We start from the raw sequence: 14699 nt of genomic DNA on the forward strand, positions 1-14699 counted from the left end.
CTCAAATCCTCGAAGAAGGGTTTGAAGACGCCACGGCGGTTTTAGGCTATCGCGACCGTTACTGCCACCGTTTGCACACAACCAATGGGATGGAACGGCTGAACGAAAATATTGAATTTTTTAGTTAAAATTATAAAAATTTGCATAATGAAGTCGATATAATAAAATGATCCTTCGGATTAAGTGGTGAAAACGTTAATTTCGGAATTATATAAAAATAATTACGTTACACAGTAGACACATACTGCGACATAGGGGGATTTTAAGAATTCTTTTTGATGTTACTGTCCAGCTTCTTTGAGCAATAAAAGCAGAATAAGCCAACAGCTAAACTTAAAAAGGCTGGTACAATGGCATAAACGAAGAAGATTGTCCAAATAAATAGGTATCCACTAATTGCAAATATAAGCCAACTGGTAATAAGTAAAAAACTAGATAAAAATTCTTTCATAAATATCACCGTCCTAAGAATGTAACTTTATTTTATCATAGGACTATCCATAATATTGGAATAACTTGTTGCACAGTTCGAAGAAATAGTGTAACAAAACACTAGAAGATACTAAACCTAAATTGTATTCCACCAGATAATCCGAATACCCCTTTTTTAATAAGTTAAATCCACACTTGTAATATTATTTATACGGATGTATAGATATATCCCGTTACAAGACCGGAATGTATACTTTTTCATACTAGTTGATGTCTATCTTTTATAAATTTAACGCTTTCCTAAAAAGTATTATTTTGATAGTATTTACTTAACCACATACTACACACTATTCCAGTTTCAAACTAGGAATGGGGTGTAATGATGAACTTTGACAAGTTAATTAAGGAAAAGAAAAAAGGATTTTATTTTCGTATCGATGTAGGGAAAGATCCCGTTACTGGTAAGAGAAAGCAAGCAAGTTTCGGACCATTTCGTACAAAGACTGAAGCGAAGAAAGAACTTCTTAAAATTAAAAACCAAGTCGATGATGGAAGTTATTTTAAAGAAAGTACAGAAGATTTTTCAATGTTCATGGAGCGGTGGTTTAACACCTCTTACAAAAGAACAGTAGAAATAACTACCGCAAAAAGCAGAGAATATGTAATCAGAAATCATATTATGAAATATTTCCAACATAAAAAAATTAATGAAATTACAACATTTGATATTGACAGTTTCTATGTAGACAAGTTAGACAACGGGTATTCAGGTGCATATATCCGACAAATGCATAATTTGCTCAATCAAGCATTTGATCAAGCGGTAAAATGGTCATTGGTTAAAGTGAACCCTGTAAAAAATGCTAAACCACCCAAAGTGAAAAGTGAAGAAAAAATTACATGGACAGTGGATGAGGTAAATCGATTTCTGAATCTGATTAAAAATAGCTCTATGGAGATCCCTTACCTTCTTGCGATTTTTACAGGAATGCGACGTGGAGAAGTTTTAGGACTAAAATGGGATGACGTGGATTTTGAGAATAAGAAAATCCGCATCAAGCGCAGCTTATGCTTTGTCTCAGGCAAGGGATTAATTTTTAAAGAGCCTAAAACAAAAAAATCGAAAAGGCAAATTTCGATTTCTCAACATGTTGTAAATGTATTAAAGAAACATAAACAAAAACAAGAATTTCAGAAGGAGAAATTGGGTGTTCAATACCAAGATAACAATTTAATTGTCTGCACTGACGACGGAAAACCTCTTGATCCACGTAACTTGTTACGACAATTTTATCGCTTGATCGAAGAAGCAAATGTACCGCGTATAAGCTTCCATGATTTGCGGCATACACATGCAACCATCTTAATGCAGCAAGGCGAAAATCCAAAAGTGGTTAGCGAGCGCTTGGGGCATTCCCGCGTCGGTATAACTTTAGATTTATACTCACATGTCAGCGATGATTTACAAGAACAAGCGGCAGAGAAATTTGAAAATGCCCTCTTAAAACAGAGTCAAAACCCTTTAGTTCACTAAAGGTGCAAGTTTTGTGCAAGTTTTTAAATCACGGAGATTTTAACACAATTGCTAATAAAACAAAAAAGCTTGAAACCCTTGATACGCAAGGACTTCAAGCCTCTCACTCTAGTGATTCCGACTGGGCTCGAACCAGCGACCTCCACCCTGTCAAGGTGGCGCTCTCCCAGCTGAGCTACGGAATCATTTTATTAACCTCGTCACAATTAGTATTATATTTACGCTCAGCTACAATGTCAAATACTTTTTTAAAAAATTTTTAAGACCATTGTTTCATAAACAATGGTCCAGTTGTTAATGGCGAATAAATTCAATATCCTCTCCTTGAAGGACGCCGTTTTTATAGCGATAGGTGACGATTAAGCTTCCCAAATATTCGCCGCTTTTTCGTTCTAGGAGTAAAATGGCTTTCAAATGGTTTTTCTCGATGGTATATTTGACAAAATGATCGATGCTCAGTTGGACGTTCTGATTACTCGCCTTTGTTTCGTCATTTGGAATAAGGGCATGGACGTGGTCAACGACCAATTCGACCCCTTGTTCGGTTTGCTTCATTTTTATATTTTTTAATACGACCGCTCGCGGATCTTCGATGACTACTTCTTCGATTGCATCAGATTTATGCTCAAGGATGTGCACTTCATTTTTATATAAGCCATTTCCTCGCGCTTTAACAAGAAAAACAAGAATCTCTTCTCTCCCATCGCCCGTTACATCCGCAGAATGCAATTGCGGCCATGTTCGTTTATCCCCATTCATGTTTTCCCATTCTGGAAAGAAATACGTTCGTGATCCTACCTTTAAGGAAAAATTGCGGAGCCATTCGCCGTGTTCTTCACTAAACAACTGAATATTCGCATCTTCAAGTTCCGCTACACATTTGGGCGAGACATCATTCATCGCCATCAACAACGACCATAAAGAAAGAAATAAAAGAGACACATCGATCCCTCCGAAGAGATTGTTTTTTTTAGTATGGGAGAGAAACGTTAGATTATGTATTGCGATGAAAAAACTTCTTATGATATTATATTTAGAAAAAATATTCAAAGGAGGGGATTGTGCCATGAAACGCGTCACATTAACGGAAATCTTCCTTCATCCCATTACACAAAAATATTTAAAACGATCTGGGGTCGCTCATGCGATTGCGACAGCTTATCACGCATATCGCTTGGCGTTGCAATATGGAGTAGACGTTGATTTAGCAACGAAAGCAGCGTTGTTGCATGATATCGGTCATTACGAATGGTATTCCAACGGAAAATGGGATTATGAAAAATATAAACAAAACGACATTCATGCCATTAAAGGAGCTGCGCGCGCTCACAAACTGCTCATTCGTCTCGGTGAACATCCTCATCACGCAAAAGAAATTGCCCTCGCCATCTTGCTTCACACCGATTCTTATCTCCCAGAAGGTGAACTCAAACGAAAACCGCTACAAATGGTTGTAAAATTAGCCGATGAAGCTGATGAAGAACCAGGTGGAAAACATCATTATCGCCAAATCGATGACAAGTTGGCGCTGAAGAAAATTCAAAAATTAGATGAAATGGTTGAAAAACAAATGATGATGCAAAAATTAGATAAAATTGTTTAAGGCTAGGCGGTGCCTAGCCTTTCGTTATGCAAAATGTTTTTCACCGACATAGCTCAATGCGTGTTCAAAATCAGCGATTAAATCTTCCGCTGCTTCCAACCCCACGCTTAACCGCAGCAATCCATCGGTAATTCCTCTTTTCTCCCGCTCTTTTTTCGGCATCGCCGCATGCGACATTTTTGCCGGATACGACAAAATCGACTCCACGGCACCTAAACTGACCGCAAACACGGGTATTTTGACATGTTGCACAAACGTGCGCACCGCATCTTCATCCGCCAATCGAAAAGACAACACCGCGCCAAATCCATCCGCCTGATTGCGATGAATCGCATGGCCTTGGTGATTCGAAAGTCCTGGGTAATACACTTCCTCTACTTTCGGATGGTTTTTGAGAAATTGAGCGATTTTCATGGCAGATTGCGATGCATAATGCAGGCGAACATGGAGCGTTTTTAACCCGCGCAATACAAGCCATGCATCTTGAACGCCAAGAACAGCGCCAAACGCATTTTGCAATTGATAGAGCTTCTTCCCTAATTGTTCATCTCTCACAACAGCCAATCCCGCGACGACATCGCTATGTCCGGCTAAAAATTTCGTCGCGCTATGCAAGACGACATCCACGCCTAACTCGAGCGGACGTTGGAGGGCAGGAGTGGAAAACGTGTTATCCAAAAATGTTAAACAGCCGTGCGCTTTCGCTAGCTTCACAACTCCGCGAATGTCTGTAATTTTTAACAATGGATTGGACGGCGTTTCGAGATAAATCACTTTTGTGTTCGGCCGAATGTTGCATGCGACCTCATGTAAATTCGTCATATCGACAAACGTATATTCAATGCCAAACCGGCTTAACACATCGGTTACGACTCGATATGTTCCGCCATATACATCTTCTGTAATAAGCACATGGTCGCCTTTGGATAAAAGAAGAAACGCTGTTGAGATCGCCGCCATTCCTGATGAAAAAGCAAATCCGCGCACGCCGCCTTCCAATTCGGCAATCGTGTCTTCTAACGCTTCTCTCGTTGGATTGCCGCAACGGCTATAATCATATTTTCCGAACGTATCAAAATCAAATTGATGAAACGTGGAAGCATGTTGAATCGGGACGCTCACAGCTCCTGTTTCTTCATCCATTTTCCATTTGTTGTGAAGCAAATGCGTTTGAAACGAAAATGATTTTTCCATCCCCTACACCTCTTTCATTTTTTGAAAGGCTTGCGACAAATCCTCAATTAAATCTTCACAATGCTCGATTCCGACCGAAAAACGCAACAGTCGATTACACACCCCGTTTTTGATGCGAATTTCTTCAGGAATATCCATATGCGTTTGCGTGGCTGGATAGGTGATAAAACTTTCTACGCCGCCCAAACTTTCGGCAAACGTAATGATCTGTAGACTTTTCAAAAACGGATTCACCCATTTTTCTTCACGCAATCGAAAGGAGAGCATGCCGCCTTGGCCTGGGTATAGCACATCGATCACGTCTTCATGTGAAGCTAAAAATTCACTGATTCGCTTTGCGTTTTCTTCATGTTGTTTCATGCGCAAGGCAAGCGTCTTCATTCCGCGAATTAACAGCCATGAATCAAACGGGGAGAGCACCGCACCGATCGCGTTATGAAACATCGCCAATTGTTCACAAAGTTCCTTTCCTTTCGCAACAACAAGCCCCGCCAGAACATCGTTATGCCCGCCCAAATATTTCGTCGCGCTATGGATCACGATATCGGCTCCTTGTTTTAATGGCTGCTGAAGAACAGGGGTGTAAAACGTGTTGTCAACAATCAGTAAAAGCCCATGCTTTTTCGCAAAGGCGGCTACTTCTTCGATGTTTGCTTCCTGCATAAGCGGATTCGTCGGCGTTTCTAAAAAAATCGCCTTCGTCTTGTTCGTGACCTTTTTCTCAACCGATGTGATGTCACGGAAATCGACATACTCAAAAGATAATCCGTACTTTCGCCATCCTTGTTCAAACAAACGGTACGTTCCGCCATACAAATCGGCAGAAACTAAGAACTCATCGCCGCTTTCAAATAAAGCAAACACCGTCTGAATGGCGGCCATCCCTGAACTAAAGGCAAACCCTTGATCCCCTTCTTCCAATCGCGCAATCGCTTCCTCAACAATTTTTCGCGTAGGATTGCCCGTGCGAATGTAATCAAATCCGGTTGATTCCCCAATTCCTGCGTGACGATACGCCGTTGAAAAATAGACGGGCGGATTGACCGTCCCCGTTGCTTCTTCGCTCCGATTTCCAATTTGCGCCACAAGCGTTTCGATTCTTTCCATCTTGATCTCCCCTTTTTTTCCAAAATAAAAAAGTCTTCTAAGAAGAAGACTTTTTTACCCAATGCTGAAGTACTTCTTCTTATCTTCCGAATTGAAACCAATTCGCTGGATTTAGCACCTGACCGAAACGGCTGGTTGCTGAAGCTTCACTGGGCCAGTTCCCTCCACTTCTCTTGATAAGAAAGCAAGACTATATTAAATTTTCTGATTTTTATTTAATGTAACTCATTTCTCACAAATTAGCAAGATGTTTTTCACAACGTTTTCGCCAATGCATATGATGAAGTTGTCTTCTGTGCCATTCATGGACTATTTCTTTCCAACATCCATATTGTATGAATGACTATTGTGCTGTATATCCGCCGTCAATGACGACCGCTTGCCCAGTAATCCCTTTTGCTTGTTCGCTTGCAAGAAACACAGCGTAATGGGCAATTTCCTCTGCTGCCAATAGCCGTCTCTGCGGCACGAGAGGATAAATCACTTCTTCGAGCACTTTTTCTAGTGAAACGTTACGCGTATTCGCCAAATCAATCAATTGATTGCGAACAAGCGGTGTATCGACATATCCTGGACATAACGCGTTCACCGTAATGCCGTATGGCGCTCCCTCGAGAGCGGCTACTTTTGTTAAACCGATCACCCCATGCTTGGCGCTATTATAGGCCGCTTTTCCAGCAAAACCTACCAACCCATTAATCGAAGCCATGTTGATAATGCGGCCGTATTGTTGTTGTTTCATGATCGGAAACACGTGTTTCATCGCCATAAATGGAGCAGTCAACATAATCCGGACAAGCAATTCAAATTTCTCTGTTGAAAAATTCTCGATGAGTGAAACATGCTGCATGCCGGCGTTATTAATCAAAATGTCAATGCGTCCGAATTGGCGAACGGCTTCGTCTAAAGCAGACGTTAATTCCGCTTCTGACGTCACATCGCACTTTAAACCGACCGCTTCAAATCCTTCATGATGAAGCGATTTTGCCGCTTCTTCGACCGCACCTTCATTCAAGTCCGTAAGAATGACTTTCGCTCCATTTTCCGCAAACTTTTTCGCAACTTCAAAGCCAATTCCTCTCGCCGCTCCTGTTATGAACATAACTTGGTCTTTTACCATATCGATAGACCTCCCTCACTTAAATCCCTATACCAAATGAAAATAAAATGACGGCTAGCGCACAGCCTAACAACGGAACAATGACGGTTAATGCCCCGACCGGGTTATAGGCATCTTGATGTGTTTCACCGCAAATGGCTCGAATGGTTGTAACGACATAACCGTTATGCGGCAATGAATCAAGCGCTCCTGAAGAGATCGAAACCACACGATGCAACGCTTCCGGATTGACGCCCATATCTAAGTAGTGAGGTGCAATTAACGGCAATGCAATCGCTTGCCCTCCTGATGCCGAACCAGTCATTCCGGCAATAACGCTAACGGCAATGGCGCTTCCAATCAAAGGACTCCCTGGAATGTTCGTAATGGTTTCTACGACCAAGCTAAACGCCGGAACAGCTTTCGCGACCCCTCCGAATCCAACAACTGCCGCTGTGTTCCCTAATGCAAGCAAAGCGCCTAACGTTCCCTCTGATAACGCATTTCCAAAGTTTTTAAAATATTTGCGGTTTAAAACATAGACAGCAATCACACCGCCAAGCAAAGCGACAATTAATGCAGACTGCTTTAAAGAATCATGGAAAACAAAAGAAACGATTAAAACAACAACAAGCGGAATGACTCCTGCCGCTGGATGCGGTAAAACTCTGTTGCTTTGTTCCGGGTCTCCTTCTCTAACAACGAATCCTTCTCCCCTTGCAACCGCTTTTGTAATCATTCTCTTTAGCCACCAATATCCAAAAACAGCCATAAAAACAGCAACAATGAGGCTTACTTCCCATCCTGCATAAGGAGATGTTTTTAAATATTCAATCGGAATCCAGTTTTGAATTTCAGGTGAACCCGCCGATGTCATGGTAAACGTCACGGAGCCGAATGCCAATGCAGCTGGAATGAAACGACGCGGCAAATTCGCTTGCTTGAACAAACTGACCGCCATTGGATAAACGGAAAACGCGACAACAAATAAACTGACGCCTCCGTATGTTAAAACGGCGCAAGCAACGACCACCGCCAATGCTGCATGCTTGATCCCAATTTTATCGACAATCCACTTCGATACGCTATCAGCCGCTCCGCTATCTTCCATAACCTTGCCAAAAATAGCTCCTAGCAAGAACATTAAATACCAAGATTGAACAAACCCTGAGAAGCCAGCCATATAGTTTCCAACTAAATTCGCTTGCCCTTCATTAACTAACTGCGGAAAAAGCGGAAGTTCGCTGAATACGGCGACAAGAAGAGCGCACAATGGAGCGGCAATAAATAAATTCATCCCTCTCATCGTTAAAACGATCAACAATACAAGCCCACCGATCAAACCGACCATGCTCCACATTCTCATCCACCTCCATGGAATTTACGTGTCACCGCTTAAATTTCTTTTGACCGTATTCCCGTCTACTATTTCGACTCATTTTCATCCGGTTTCCGCCACATCGATTACAGCCCGCTCTGTAATAACCCGGCGATCCACTCCTTTCCCCGTCAAATAAACTCTGCTCCCATTTCTCCGTTTAATACTTGTCTTTTAAACTCTTTTTTCCCAACATATGACGCAACCATTTTTTTATTCGTTTGTTTTGAAGAAATAAGTCCTCATTCCCATACTATTGTTAAAAAATGACGGTTCGGAATCGGCATGCTGAAGGCATGCCAGGGCGGCAAGAAACTTCTTGCTGCCTATGGCAGAAAAGCGATCTTCTATTCATGTATCGGAATCTCAACTCGAATTTATCTATCGTTGATTGACTCCAAAAAACAAAAAGGAACAAGCCCGAAAAATTCGAGCTTGTTCCTTTTTGATCATTTATGAAATCTCTTGTAAGCTTTCTTCTTCATCGCGCAAGTTGTGAGCTAAACGCCCAGAGGCGCTAGCCGCAATGCTGGCAACTAAATCGTCTAAGAAGGTATGAATTCCTTTTCCTCTTTTTGTATCTAAGTTTTTAATAATCCCAATTTTATTTTTATCTAAATGCCCAAATGTCGTTACGGCAATGCTTCCATATCCTAAAACCGCTCCGAGAGCGATTGTTTCATCGACGCCAAACAGTCCTTCGTCCGTTTCGACAATGGTTTGAAGCGGCTCAGAAAGCATTTTTTTCTCTGCAAGTTTATCTAACTCAATTCCTACTAAAATCGCATGTTGCACTTCGCGTTTTTGCAACACTTTCTCAACGCTTTCAATGCACTCTTCCATCGTTAAGTTTTTATTGTAAGGGCTTTGCATTTCATATACAATTTCAGCAATATCTTCAACCGTCACACCACGCTCTTTCAGCAATCGCAATGCCGCTTCTGTCACTTCTTTGCTCGTTACGCGCTTTTTATCCATATCATATCCCCTCCTCTCCTAACGCTCAAATTATATCATTAAGTAATAATTTTTTACAAATGTGATAAGATGATGTTGCAACATGATAAAAAGGGATGGGATGAAATGATGCGAGAATTGAAGATCAAAAGTGTTGAGCTAAACGAAGAGGTATCCTTGCCCATTCATTGTCCGGAACCATTTACACCGTTACACAAATATGTATTGCTGATCGCTCAAGATGGCCAAGACTACTTCATGTTTGGAAAAATCGCCCGCGTCGTCGACCGGCTTCTTGCTGAAAAAAGAATCGCGCGGACGATTGTCGTTGGCATTCCGTACAAAGATGTCCGCGACCGCTACTCAAAATATCATCCAGATGGAGAAAAACATAGAGCGTATCTTCGCTTTTTAGCAAACGAGCTTGTTCCCTTTCTCGATCAGCAGTTTCCGACTTATCAAGTGGGAGCCGGGCGCATTTTGATCGGCGATTCGCTTGCCGCCACTGCATCGCTGCTCGCTGCCTTGACGTATCCACATACGTTTGGCAAAGTCATTATGCAGTCTCCTTATGTCAATGATACTGTGCTAGAAAAAGTTAAAACATTCTGTTCTCCGCATTTACTTGAACTCTATCACTCGATCGGCAGCGAGGAAACGGCCGTAAAAACAACAGACGGAGCGATACGCAATTTCATTGAACCAAATCGGCAACTGCATCAATGGTTTGTCGAGCACCAATTTTCTTGCGAATATCGTGAGTTTCAAGGCGATCATTCGTGGACATACTGGCAAATAGATCTTCCAATTGCGCTTGAAAAAATTATTTCAACTTAAACAATATTTTCCGGAAATTTGTTATAATATAGGAACACACGATAATGAAAGGAGTGCGGTTTCATGAAATGTGGCATCGCGATTTTCCCGTCAAAAAAAATACAAGATTTTGCGAATTCCTATCGAAAACGTTACGACACTCATTATTCGCTTATTCCTCCACACTTAACATTGAAAAACACGTTTGAAGTAGAGGAAGATCAAATTGAATCCGTTGTTAAAGAGCTGCATAAAATTGCAGCGGAAATCGAGCCTTTTCCGTTACGAATCACAAAATTCAGTTCGTTTTATCCTGCCAGCAACATCATTTATTTAAAGGTGGAACCAAACGAATCATTAACAACGCTGTACAATAAACTGCATAGCGGTCCTTTCCAAGAACAGACTGAGGATGCATTTGTTCCACATATTACAATCGGCCGTGATTTATCGAACGATGAATTTTCGGATGTGTACGGACAACTAAAAATGCAAAAAGTACACTTTGAAGAAACGGTGGATCGATTCCATCTTCTCTATCAGCTTGAAAACGGTTCATGGACTGCATATGAAACATTCCACCTAGGAAAGGAACAAGGGTGATGAACGTTAAGTTTGGAAAAGAAAAATCGATATGGAACGATGCGCTTTTCGTTCGGCGAAAAGTGTTTGTGGAAGAACAAAACGTTCCTGTCGAAGAAGAAATCGACCAGTTTGAAAACGAATCGGTTCATTTCGTCGTTTACGATCAAGATGAACCGATTGCGGCCGGACGCTTTCGAACAATCGAAGGAATCGGAAAAATTGAGCGAATTTGTGTGTTACGTGAGCACCGGCAACGCGGAATCGGAAAGCTCATTATGGAAAAAATTGAACAGTTTGCTAGAGAACAAGGGATTCAAAAAGCAAAACTAAACGCGCAAACCCACGCGCAACCGTTTTATGAAAAGTTAGGATACGAAACCGTATCAGATGTCTTCCTCGATGCAGGCATTCCACACGTTACGATGGTGAAACAACTTTAAGCGCGGCAGATTTCAATTCTGTCGCACTTTTCGTTATAAAATTAAAAAAATCGTGCAAAGTAATGATATCGAGCATCTTTGGAAAGGACTTATTATCGATGGAATTTATTCACATTGCTACAGAGTTAATCATTGGCTATATTGCGCTTCTTTTTACAACAAAATTGCTTGGACGAACACAAATTACCCAAATTACTCCTTTTGACTTCATTTCGGCACTTGTTCTCGGGGAATTGGTTGGAAATGCATTATATGATAAAGATGTCGGATTAGCCAAAATCCTTTTTGCGGTTACCTTATGGGGAACGCTGATTTACGTAACCGAACTCATCACACAAAAGAAAAAGGGGTTGCGTGAAATTCTCGAAGGAAAACCGTCGATCATCATTTCAAATGGAAAAATTGTCTATAGCGAACTTAAAAAGAACCACCTCGACCTTAATCAATTGCAGCATTTATTGCGGCAGAAAGACATATTTTCCATACGCGAAGTGGAACATGCCATTTTAGAAACGAATGGGACCGTCAGTGTGATGAAGAAGGCAAAATATGAACAACCGACACGGGAAGATCATCACATGCCCCTCTCACCTGTTGTTTTACCCGTCACGTTGATTATCGATGGAGAAGTCATTTGGGATAATTTGAGTGAAAGCGGATTTACCGAAGCATGGCTAAAACAGCAAATTCGTTCTTTTGGTTTTCAAGACTACAAAGACATCCTTTACGCTGAATGGCAAGAAGGGAAAGGAATGCATATGCAACCCTATTAAATTTTCTTATCGAATGATTGGGTAAACTCACCATGTTGTTTTTTCTTTCTCTTTTTAAGCGGAATGTCTTTCTTCTTTTCTTTTACTTTGCTCGTCTTAGAAACGCGAGGAACGATATAAGGATTTTGGATCCGTTCATGGTTTGGAGGGATTTGCATCTCGCTCACCTTCCTTTTTTTTCTTTATTCGCCTTTTCAGTCAAAAACTCCTTTTCCTCTATTGTATGTTTTGTTAACATAGACGTTGACGTTTGCCAAAGGAGTTTTTGCAATGAATGAAGCCATCTATAAAGGAAAAGTGATCCATCTTCAAACCATTGCACGTGAAAAATATCAACTTATTTATGAACAAAGTTTGCGGAAAAAATTAACGTGTCCAGCATGCGGAGAACCTGTTCTCTTTTATTTAGGGATCGAAAAGAAACCGCATTTTTATCATGAACATAAACCGATGTGCATTCCTCAATCGGTCGATCAAGGAAACGTTATTTCGTTTGTTTCGCCATCTCCTTTATCGCTCAAGGAAAAAAGAAAAAATGAGAAGCTTTCCGGCTATTTACAACAACTGAAAGAGGCAAACATTGATTTAGACGCTTCGCAAATCAAAGCGGTTCGAAAAATAAATGGACCTTTGCTTGTTTTAGCGGGAGCGGGCAGCGGCAAAACGCGCGTGCTCACCGCTCGAACGGCGTACATGATCTGCGAAAAACAAATCGATCCAAAATCAATCATGCTTGTCACGTTTACAACAAAAGCGGCAAAAGAAATGAGCAATCGGCTTTGTACATATCCAGGCATCGCGCATTCCGGCATTCCTGTCATCGGTACGTTTCATAGCCTTTTTTATCGCATGCTTCAGCATTTTGATCCGATTCGTTGGCATCATCATCGGCTCATTAAATGGGATTGGCAAAAAGAACAGCTGCTGAAAGAAATCGGTCGCGAAGTTGGGATTGATGAACGCGATTTTGCTTACGATGAAGCGATTCAACAAATTTCTTACTGGAAAAACACATTAACGCCTGTCCATTCTCTTTCGCCCAAAAATGAATGGGAAGAACATGTCATCTACTTGTATACAAAATATGAAGAGATCAAGCGAATGCGTGGACAATTCGATTTTGATGATATGTTAATCGGATGTTATGAAATGCTTCATGAAAACCATGATCTTTTGATGCGCTATCAAGAGCGTTTTCGTTATTTTTTAATCGATGAATTTCAAGATATTAATAAAGTACAATATGAAATTGTAAAACTTCTTTCTTCCCATACAAACCATATTTGTGCTGTTGGCGATGACGATCAAGCGATTTATGCGTTTCGCGGCTCCGATCCTTCGTTTATCTTTCAATTTCAACAAGACTTTCCAAACGTTGAAACGGTGACGTTAACCGAAAATTATCGTTCGACCCATCAAATCGTTTCGTTGGCAAACAAAATCATCTCGTTCAATCGCACACGCATGCCAAAACAAATGCACGCTCAATTTGACCTTAACCTCCATCCGACATTCTTTTTTCCATACGATGAAGAAGAAGAGGCCACGATGATTGCGCACGATATTCAAGAACGGATTAAGGCAGGAGCTGAGCCGCATGAATTTGCGGTTTTATGCCGCACGCACGCCGCCACAAGAGCGCTGTTTGAACGTTTTTCACAACTTCGTTTGCCGTTTGTCGTCGACAGCGATGGAGAATCGTTTTACAAGCGGCGCATCGTCCGCTATTTGCTTGGCTATTTAAAGTTAAGCCTTGATCCAAATGATGAAGAAGCGATGAACGATGTGCTTGCCGCTTTATTTTTAAAACAAACCGCATTGAACGATTTAAAGGCGATCAGCATTATCGACGATTGTTCGCTCGTCGAAGCGCTCGTGAAGCTCGAGGACATTCAACCGTTTCAAAAGCAAAAATTGCGAAACATCGTTCCACTCTTTCAAACGATCGCTCATTTAAAACCATTCGAGGCGATTGAAACGATTGAAAAGGACATGGGTTTTTCTGATTTTGTTAAGAAACGAGGCAACGAAGGAAATGCAATCGAAAGAGGTTCGGACGACATCCGAGATGTTAAAGTCGTAGCGAAAAAATTTAAAACGGTGCGCGCTTTTCTTTCGCATATTGAAAAAATGATCGCTCAACACGAACAAATGAAACGAGAAAAACAAGAAAATGCCATTCAGCTAACAACCATTCATCGCGCAAAAGGCCTTGAATATAACTACGTTTATGTATTAAGCGCAGTGGATGGACATTTGCCGCATGATTATGCGCTAGATGCTTATCGAAATGGTGAAACCGCTCCGCTTGAGGAGGAACGACGGCTGTTGTACGTCGCCTTAACGAGGGCAAAATACGGTTTATTTATTTCTGTTCCGACGATGAGAAGATTAAAAAAAGCAAATGCGTCTCGCTTTGTTTCCCCATTTTTAAAGATAAGTAATCCAAAAGCCCGTCTTTAGCGGGCTTTTGGTCTTTTTCTTTATTTTTTATTATTCATCATGTTTGCAATGGTATTAAAATCTAGTTGTTTTCCGTTGTTGATAATCGTTTGAACCATTTTATCTTCCAATTCTTTCGGTACTTTTCGATTCGCAATGTGAGCAACACGTTGAACAACCGCACGCACCGTTTTCTCATCTTTAAAGTTAGCATGTTGCAATGAATTCGCTAACTCAAAAATATCTTTCATATTGACGCCTGTTTTCTTTTCAATGTTCTTAAATAAATTATGATCCAAATTCTCCGCCTCCTTTATGATTTCTTTCTTAACATATGAA

15 protein-coding genes, 1 tRNA gene and 1 riboswitch are annotated in these 14699 nt (G+C 41.0%); of the genes, 7 read left to right on the forward strand and 9 right to left on the reverse strand.

The features are described from left to right. Positions 1-811 precede the first annotated feature (811 nt). Entirely contained in the window at positions 812-1966 is a 1155-nt protein-coding gene (locus EDD69_RS04205) for a site-specific integrase (protein ID WP_132947726.1), read from the forward strand. A 112-nt stretch (positions 1967-2078) separates the two neighbouring features. Here the strand turns inward: EDD69_RS04205 and EDD69_RS04210 are convergent. Further along, positions 2079-2151: transfer RNA gene (locus EDD69_RS04210), tRNA-Val, on the reverse strand. Between the two features lie 109 nt (positions 2152-2260). Next, positions 2261-2908 carry a hypothetical protein gene (locus EDD69_RS04215; protein ID WP_243643042.1) on the reverse strand — a complete coding sequence of 216 codons (648 nt, stop codon included), beginning with the start codon at positions 2906-2908 and terminating at the stop codon, positions 2261-2263. Positions 2909-3032: 124 nt separating this feature from the next. Between EDD69_RS04215 and EDD69_RS04220 the strand changes: the two genes are divergently transcribed. Next, positions 3033-3569 carry an HD domain-containing protein gene (locus EDD69_RS04220; RefSeq protein ID WP_132947727.1) on the forward strand — a complete coding sequence of 179 codons (537 nt, stop codon included), beginning with the start codon at positions 3033-3035 and terminating at the stop codon, positions 3567-3569. Positions 3570-3593: 24 nt separating this feature from the next. Here EDD69_RS04220 and metC read toward each other — a convergent pair whose 3' ends face one another. The 5 genes from metC to EDD69_RS04245 all read right to left on the reverse strand — a co-directional run bounded on the left by metC (position 3594) and on the right by EDD69_RS04245 (position 9325). Continuing rightward, positions 3594-4763 (reverse strand): cystathionine beta-lyase, encoded by a 1170-nt coding sequence (gene metC, locus EDD69_RS04225; RefSeq protein ID WP_132947728.1) that lies wholly within the window; start codon positions 4761-4763, stop codon positions 3594-3596. 3 nt (positions 4764-4766) lie between these two features. Next, the gene (locus EDD69_RS04230) at positions 4767-5870 is read right to left on the reverse strand and encodes a methionine biosynthesis PLP-dependent protein (RefSeq protein ID WP_132947729.1); all 1104 of its coding nucleotides are present in this window, start codon (positions 5868-5870) and stop codon (positions 4767-4769) included. Positions 5871-5946: 76 nt separating this feature from the next. Next, a riboswitch (SAM riboswitch) is annotated at positions 5947-6053 on the reverse strand. Positions 6054-6213: 160 nt separating this feature from the next. Continuing rightward, the gene (locus EDD69_RS04235; RefSeq protein ID WP_132947730.1) at positions 6214-6990 is read right to left on the reverse strand and encodes a 3-hydroxybutyrate dehydrogenase; all 777 of its coding nucleotides are present in this window, start codon (positions 6988-6990) and stop codon (positions 6214-6216) included. 19 nt (positions 6991-7009) lie between these two features. After that, positions 7010-8329 carry a GntP family permease gene (locus tag EDD69_RS04240; RefSeq protein ID WP_165871725.1) on the reverse strand — a complete coding sequence of 440 codons (1320 nt, stop codon included), beginning with the start codon at positions 8327-8329 and terminating at the stop codon, positions 7010-7012. 471 nt (positions 8330-8800) lie between these two features. Then, positions 8801-9325 carry a phosphatidylglycerophosphatase A family protein gene (locus tag EDD69_RS04245; protein WP_132947731.1) on the reverse strand — a complete coding sequence of 175 codons (525 nt, stop codon included), beginning with the start codon at positions 9323-9325 and terminating at the stop codon, positions 8801-8803. A gap of 108 nt (positions 9326-9433) precedes the next feature. Here EDD69_RS04245 and EDD69_RS04250 point away from each other — a divergent pair, with 108 nt between their 5' ends. From EDD69_RS04250 to EDD69_RS04265, 4 genes are all read left to right on the forward strand, one after another. After that, a complete protein-coding gene (locus tag EDD69_RS04250; RefSeq protein ID WP_132947961.1) occupies positions 9434-10141 on the forward strand; it encodes an alpha/beta hydrolase in 708 nt (235 codons plus the stop codon). 63 nt (positions 10142-10204) lie between these two features. Beyond that, on the forward strand, positions 10205-10723 hold the full coding sequence (locus EDD69_RS04255; protein ID WP_132947732.1) for a YjcG family protein: 519 nt from the start codon (positions 10205-10207) through the stop codon (positions 10721-10723). Next, complete coding sequence (locus EDD69_RS04260) at positions 10723-11145, forward strand: GNAT family N-acetyltransferase (protein ID WP_132947733.1); 423 nt, start codon at positions 10723-10725, stop codon at positions 11143-11145. Before EDD69_RS04255 ends, EDD69_RS04260 begins: the two co-directional genes overlap by 1 nt. A 98-nt stretch (positions 11146-11243) precedes the next feature. Then, positions 11244-11918 carry a DUF421 domain-containing protein gene (locus EDD69_RS04265; protein WP_132947734.1) on the forward strand — a complete coding sequence of 225 codons (675 nt, stop codon included), beginning with the start codon at positions 11244-11246 and terminating at the stop codon, positions 11916-11918. On the opposite strand, the gene EDD69_RS15235 is transcribed toward EDD69_RS04265, so the two are convergent. Then, positions 11915-12085: a hypothetical protein gene (locus EDD69_RS15235; RefSeq protein WP_165871726.1), complete on the reverse strand. Its 171-nt coding sequence runs from the start codon at positions 12083-12085 to the stop codon at positions 11915-11917. The two genes, EDD69_RS04265 and EDD69_RS15235, sit on opposite strands and share 4 nt — an antisense overlap. Positions 12086-12188: 103 nt before the next feature. On the opposite strand from EDD69_RS15235, the gene EDD69_RS04270 reads away from it, so the two are divergent. Then, positions 12189-14381 carry a UvrD-helicase domain-containing protein gene (locus EDD69_RS04270; RefSeq protein WP_132947735.1) on the forward strand — a complete coding sequence of 731 codons (2193 nt, stop codon included), beginning with the start codon at positions 12189-12191 and terminating at the stop codon, positions 14379-14381. A gap of 20 nt (positions 14382-14401) precedes the next feature. On the opposite strand, the gene spoVIF is transcribed toward EDD69_RS04270, so the two are convergent. Beyond that, positions 14402-14659, reverse strand: coding sequence for a sporulation-specific transcription regulator SpoVIF (gene spoVIF, locus EDD69_RS04275; protein ID WP_132947736.1), 258 nt, complete (start codon positions 14657-14659; stop codon positions 14402-14404). Between the last annotated feature and the right edge of the window lie 40 nt (positions 14660-14699).

It is taken from the genome of Thermolongibacillus altinsuensis, assembly GCF_004341205.1.
Lineage (GTDB): Bacteria > Bacillota > Bacilli > Bacillales > Anoxybacillaceae > Thermolongibacillus > Thermolongibacillus altinsuensis.

Excerpts from the sequence above, each read along its gene's own strand:
- EDD69_RS04260 (WP_132947733.1), top strand. The coding sequence starts at position 10,723 with ATGAACGTTAAGTTTGGAAAAGAAAAATCGATATGGAACGATGCGCTT.
- EDD69_RS04240 (WP_165871725.1), bottom strand. The coding sequence starts at position 8,329 with ATGTGGAGCATGGTCGGTTTGATCGGTGGGCTTGTATTGTTGATCGTT.
- EDD69_RS04250 (WP_132947961.1), top strand. The coding sequence starts at position 9,434 with ATGCGAGAATTGAAGATCAAAAGTGTTGAGCTAAACGAAGAGGTATCC.
- EDD69_RS04265 (WP_132947734.1), top strand. The coding sequence starts at position 11,244 with ATGGAATTTATTCACATTGCTACAGAGTTAATCATTGGCTATATTGCG.
- EDD69_RS04270 (WP_132947735.1), top strand. The coding sequence starts at position 12,189 with ATGAATGAAGCCATCTATAAAGGAAAAGTGATCCATCTTCAAACCATT.
- EDD69_RS04205 (WP_132947726.1), top strand. The coding sequence starts at position 812 with ATGATGAACTTTGACAAGTTAATTAAGGAAAAGAAAAAAGGATTTTAT.
- EDD69_RS04235 (WP_132947730.1), bottom strand. The coding sequence starts at position 6,990 with ATGGTAAAAGACCAAGTTATGTTCATAACAGGAGCGGCGAGAGGAATT.
- EDD69_RS04255 (WP_132947732.1), top strand. The coding sequence starts at position 10,205 with ATGAAATGTGGCATCGCGATTTTCCCGTCAAAAAAAATACAAGATTTT.
- EDD69_RS04245 (WP_132947731.1), bottom strand. The coding sequence starts at position 9,325 with ATGGATAAAAAGCGCGTAACGAGCAAAGAAGTGACAGAAGCGGCATTG.
- metC (WP_132947728.1), bottom strand. The coding sequence starts at position 4,763 with ATGGAAAAATCATTTTCGTTTCAAACGCATTTGCTTCACAACAAATGG.
- EDD69_RS04220 (WP_132947727.1), top strand. The coding sequence starts at position 3,033 with ATGAAACGCGTCACATTAACGGAAATCTTCCTTCATCCCATTACACAA.
- EDD69_RS04230 (WP_132947729.1), bottom strand. The coding sequence starts at position 5,870 with ATGGAAAGAATCGAAACGCTTGTGGCGCAAATTGGAAATCGGAGCGAA.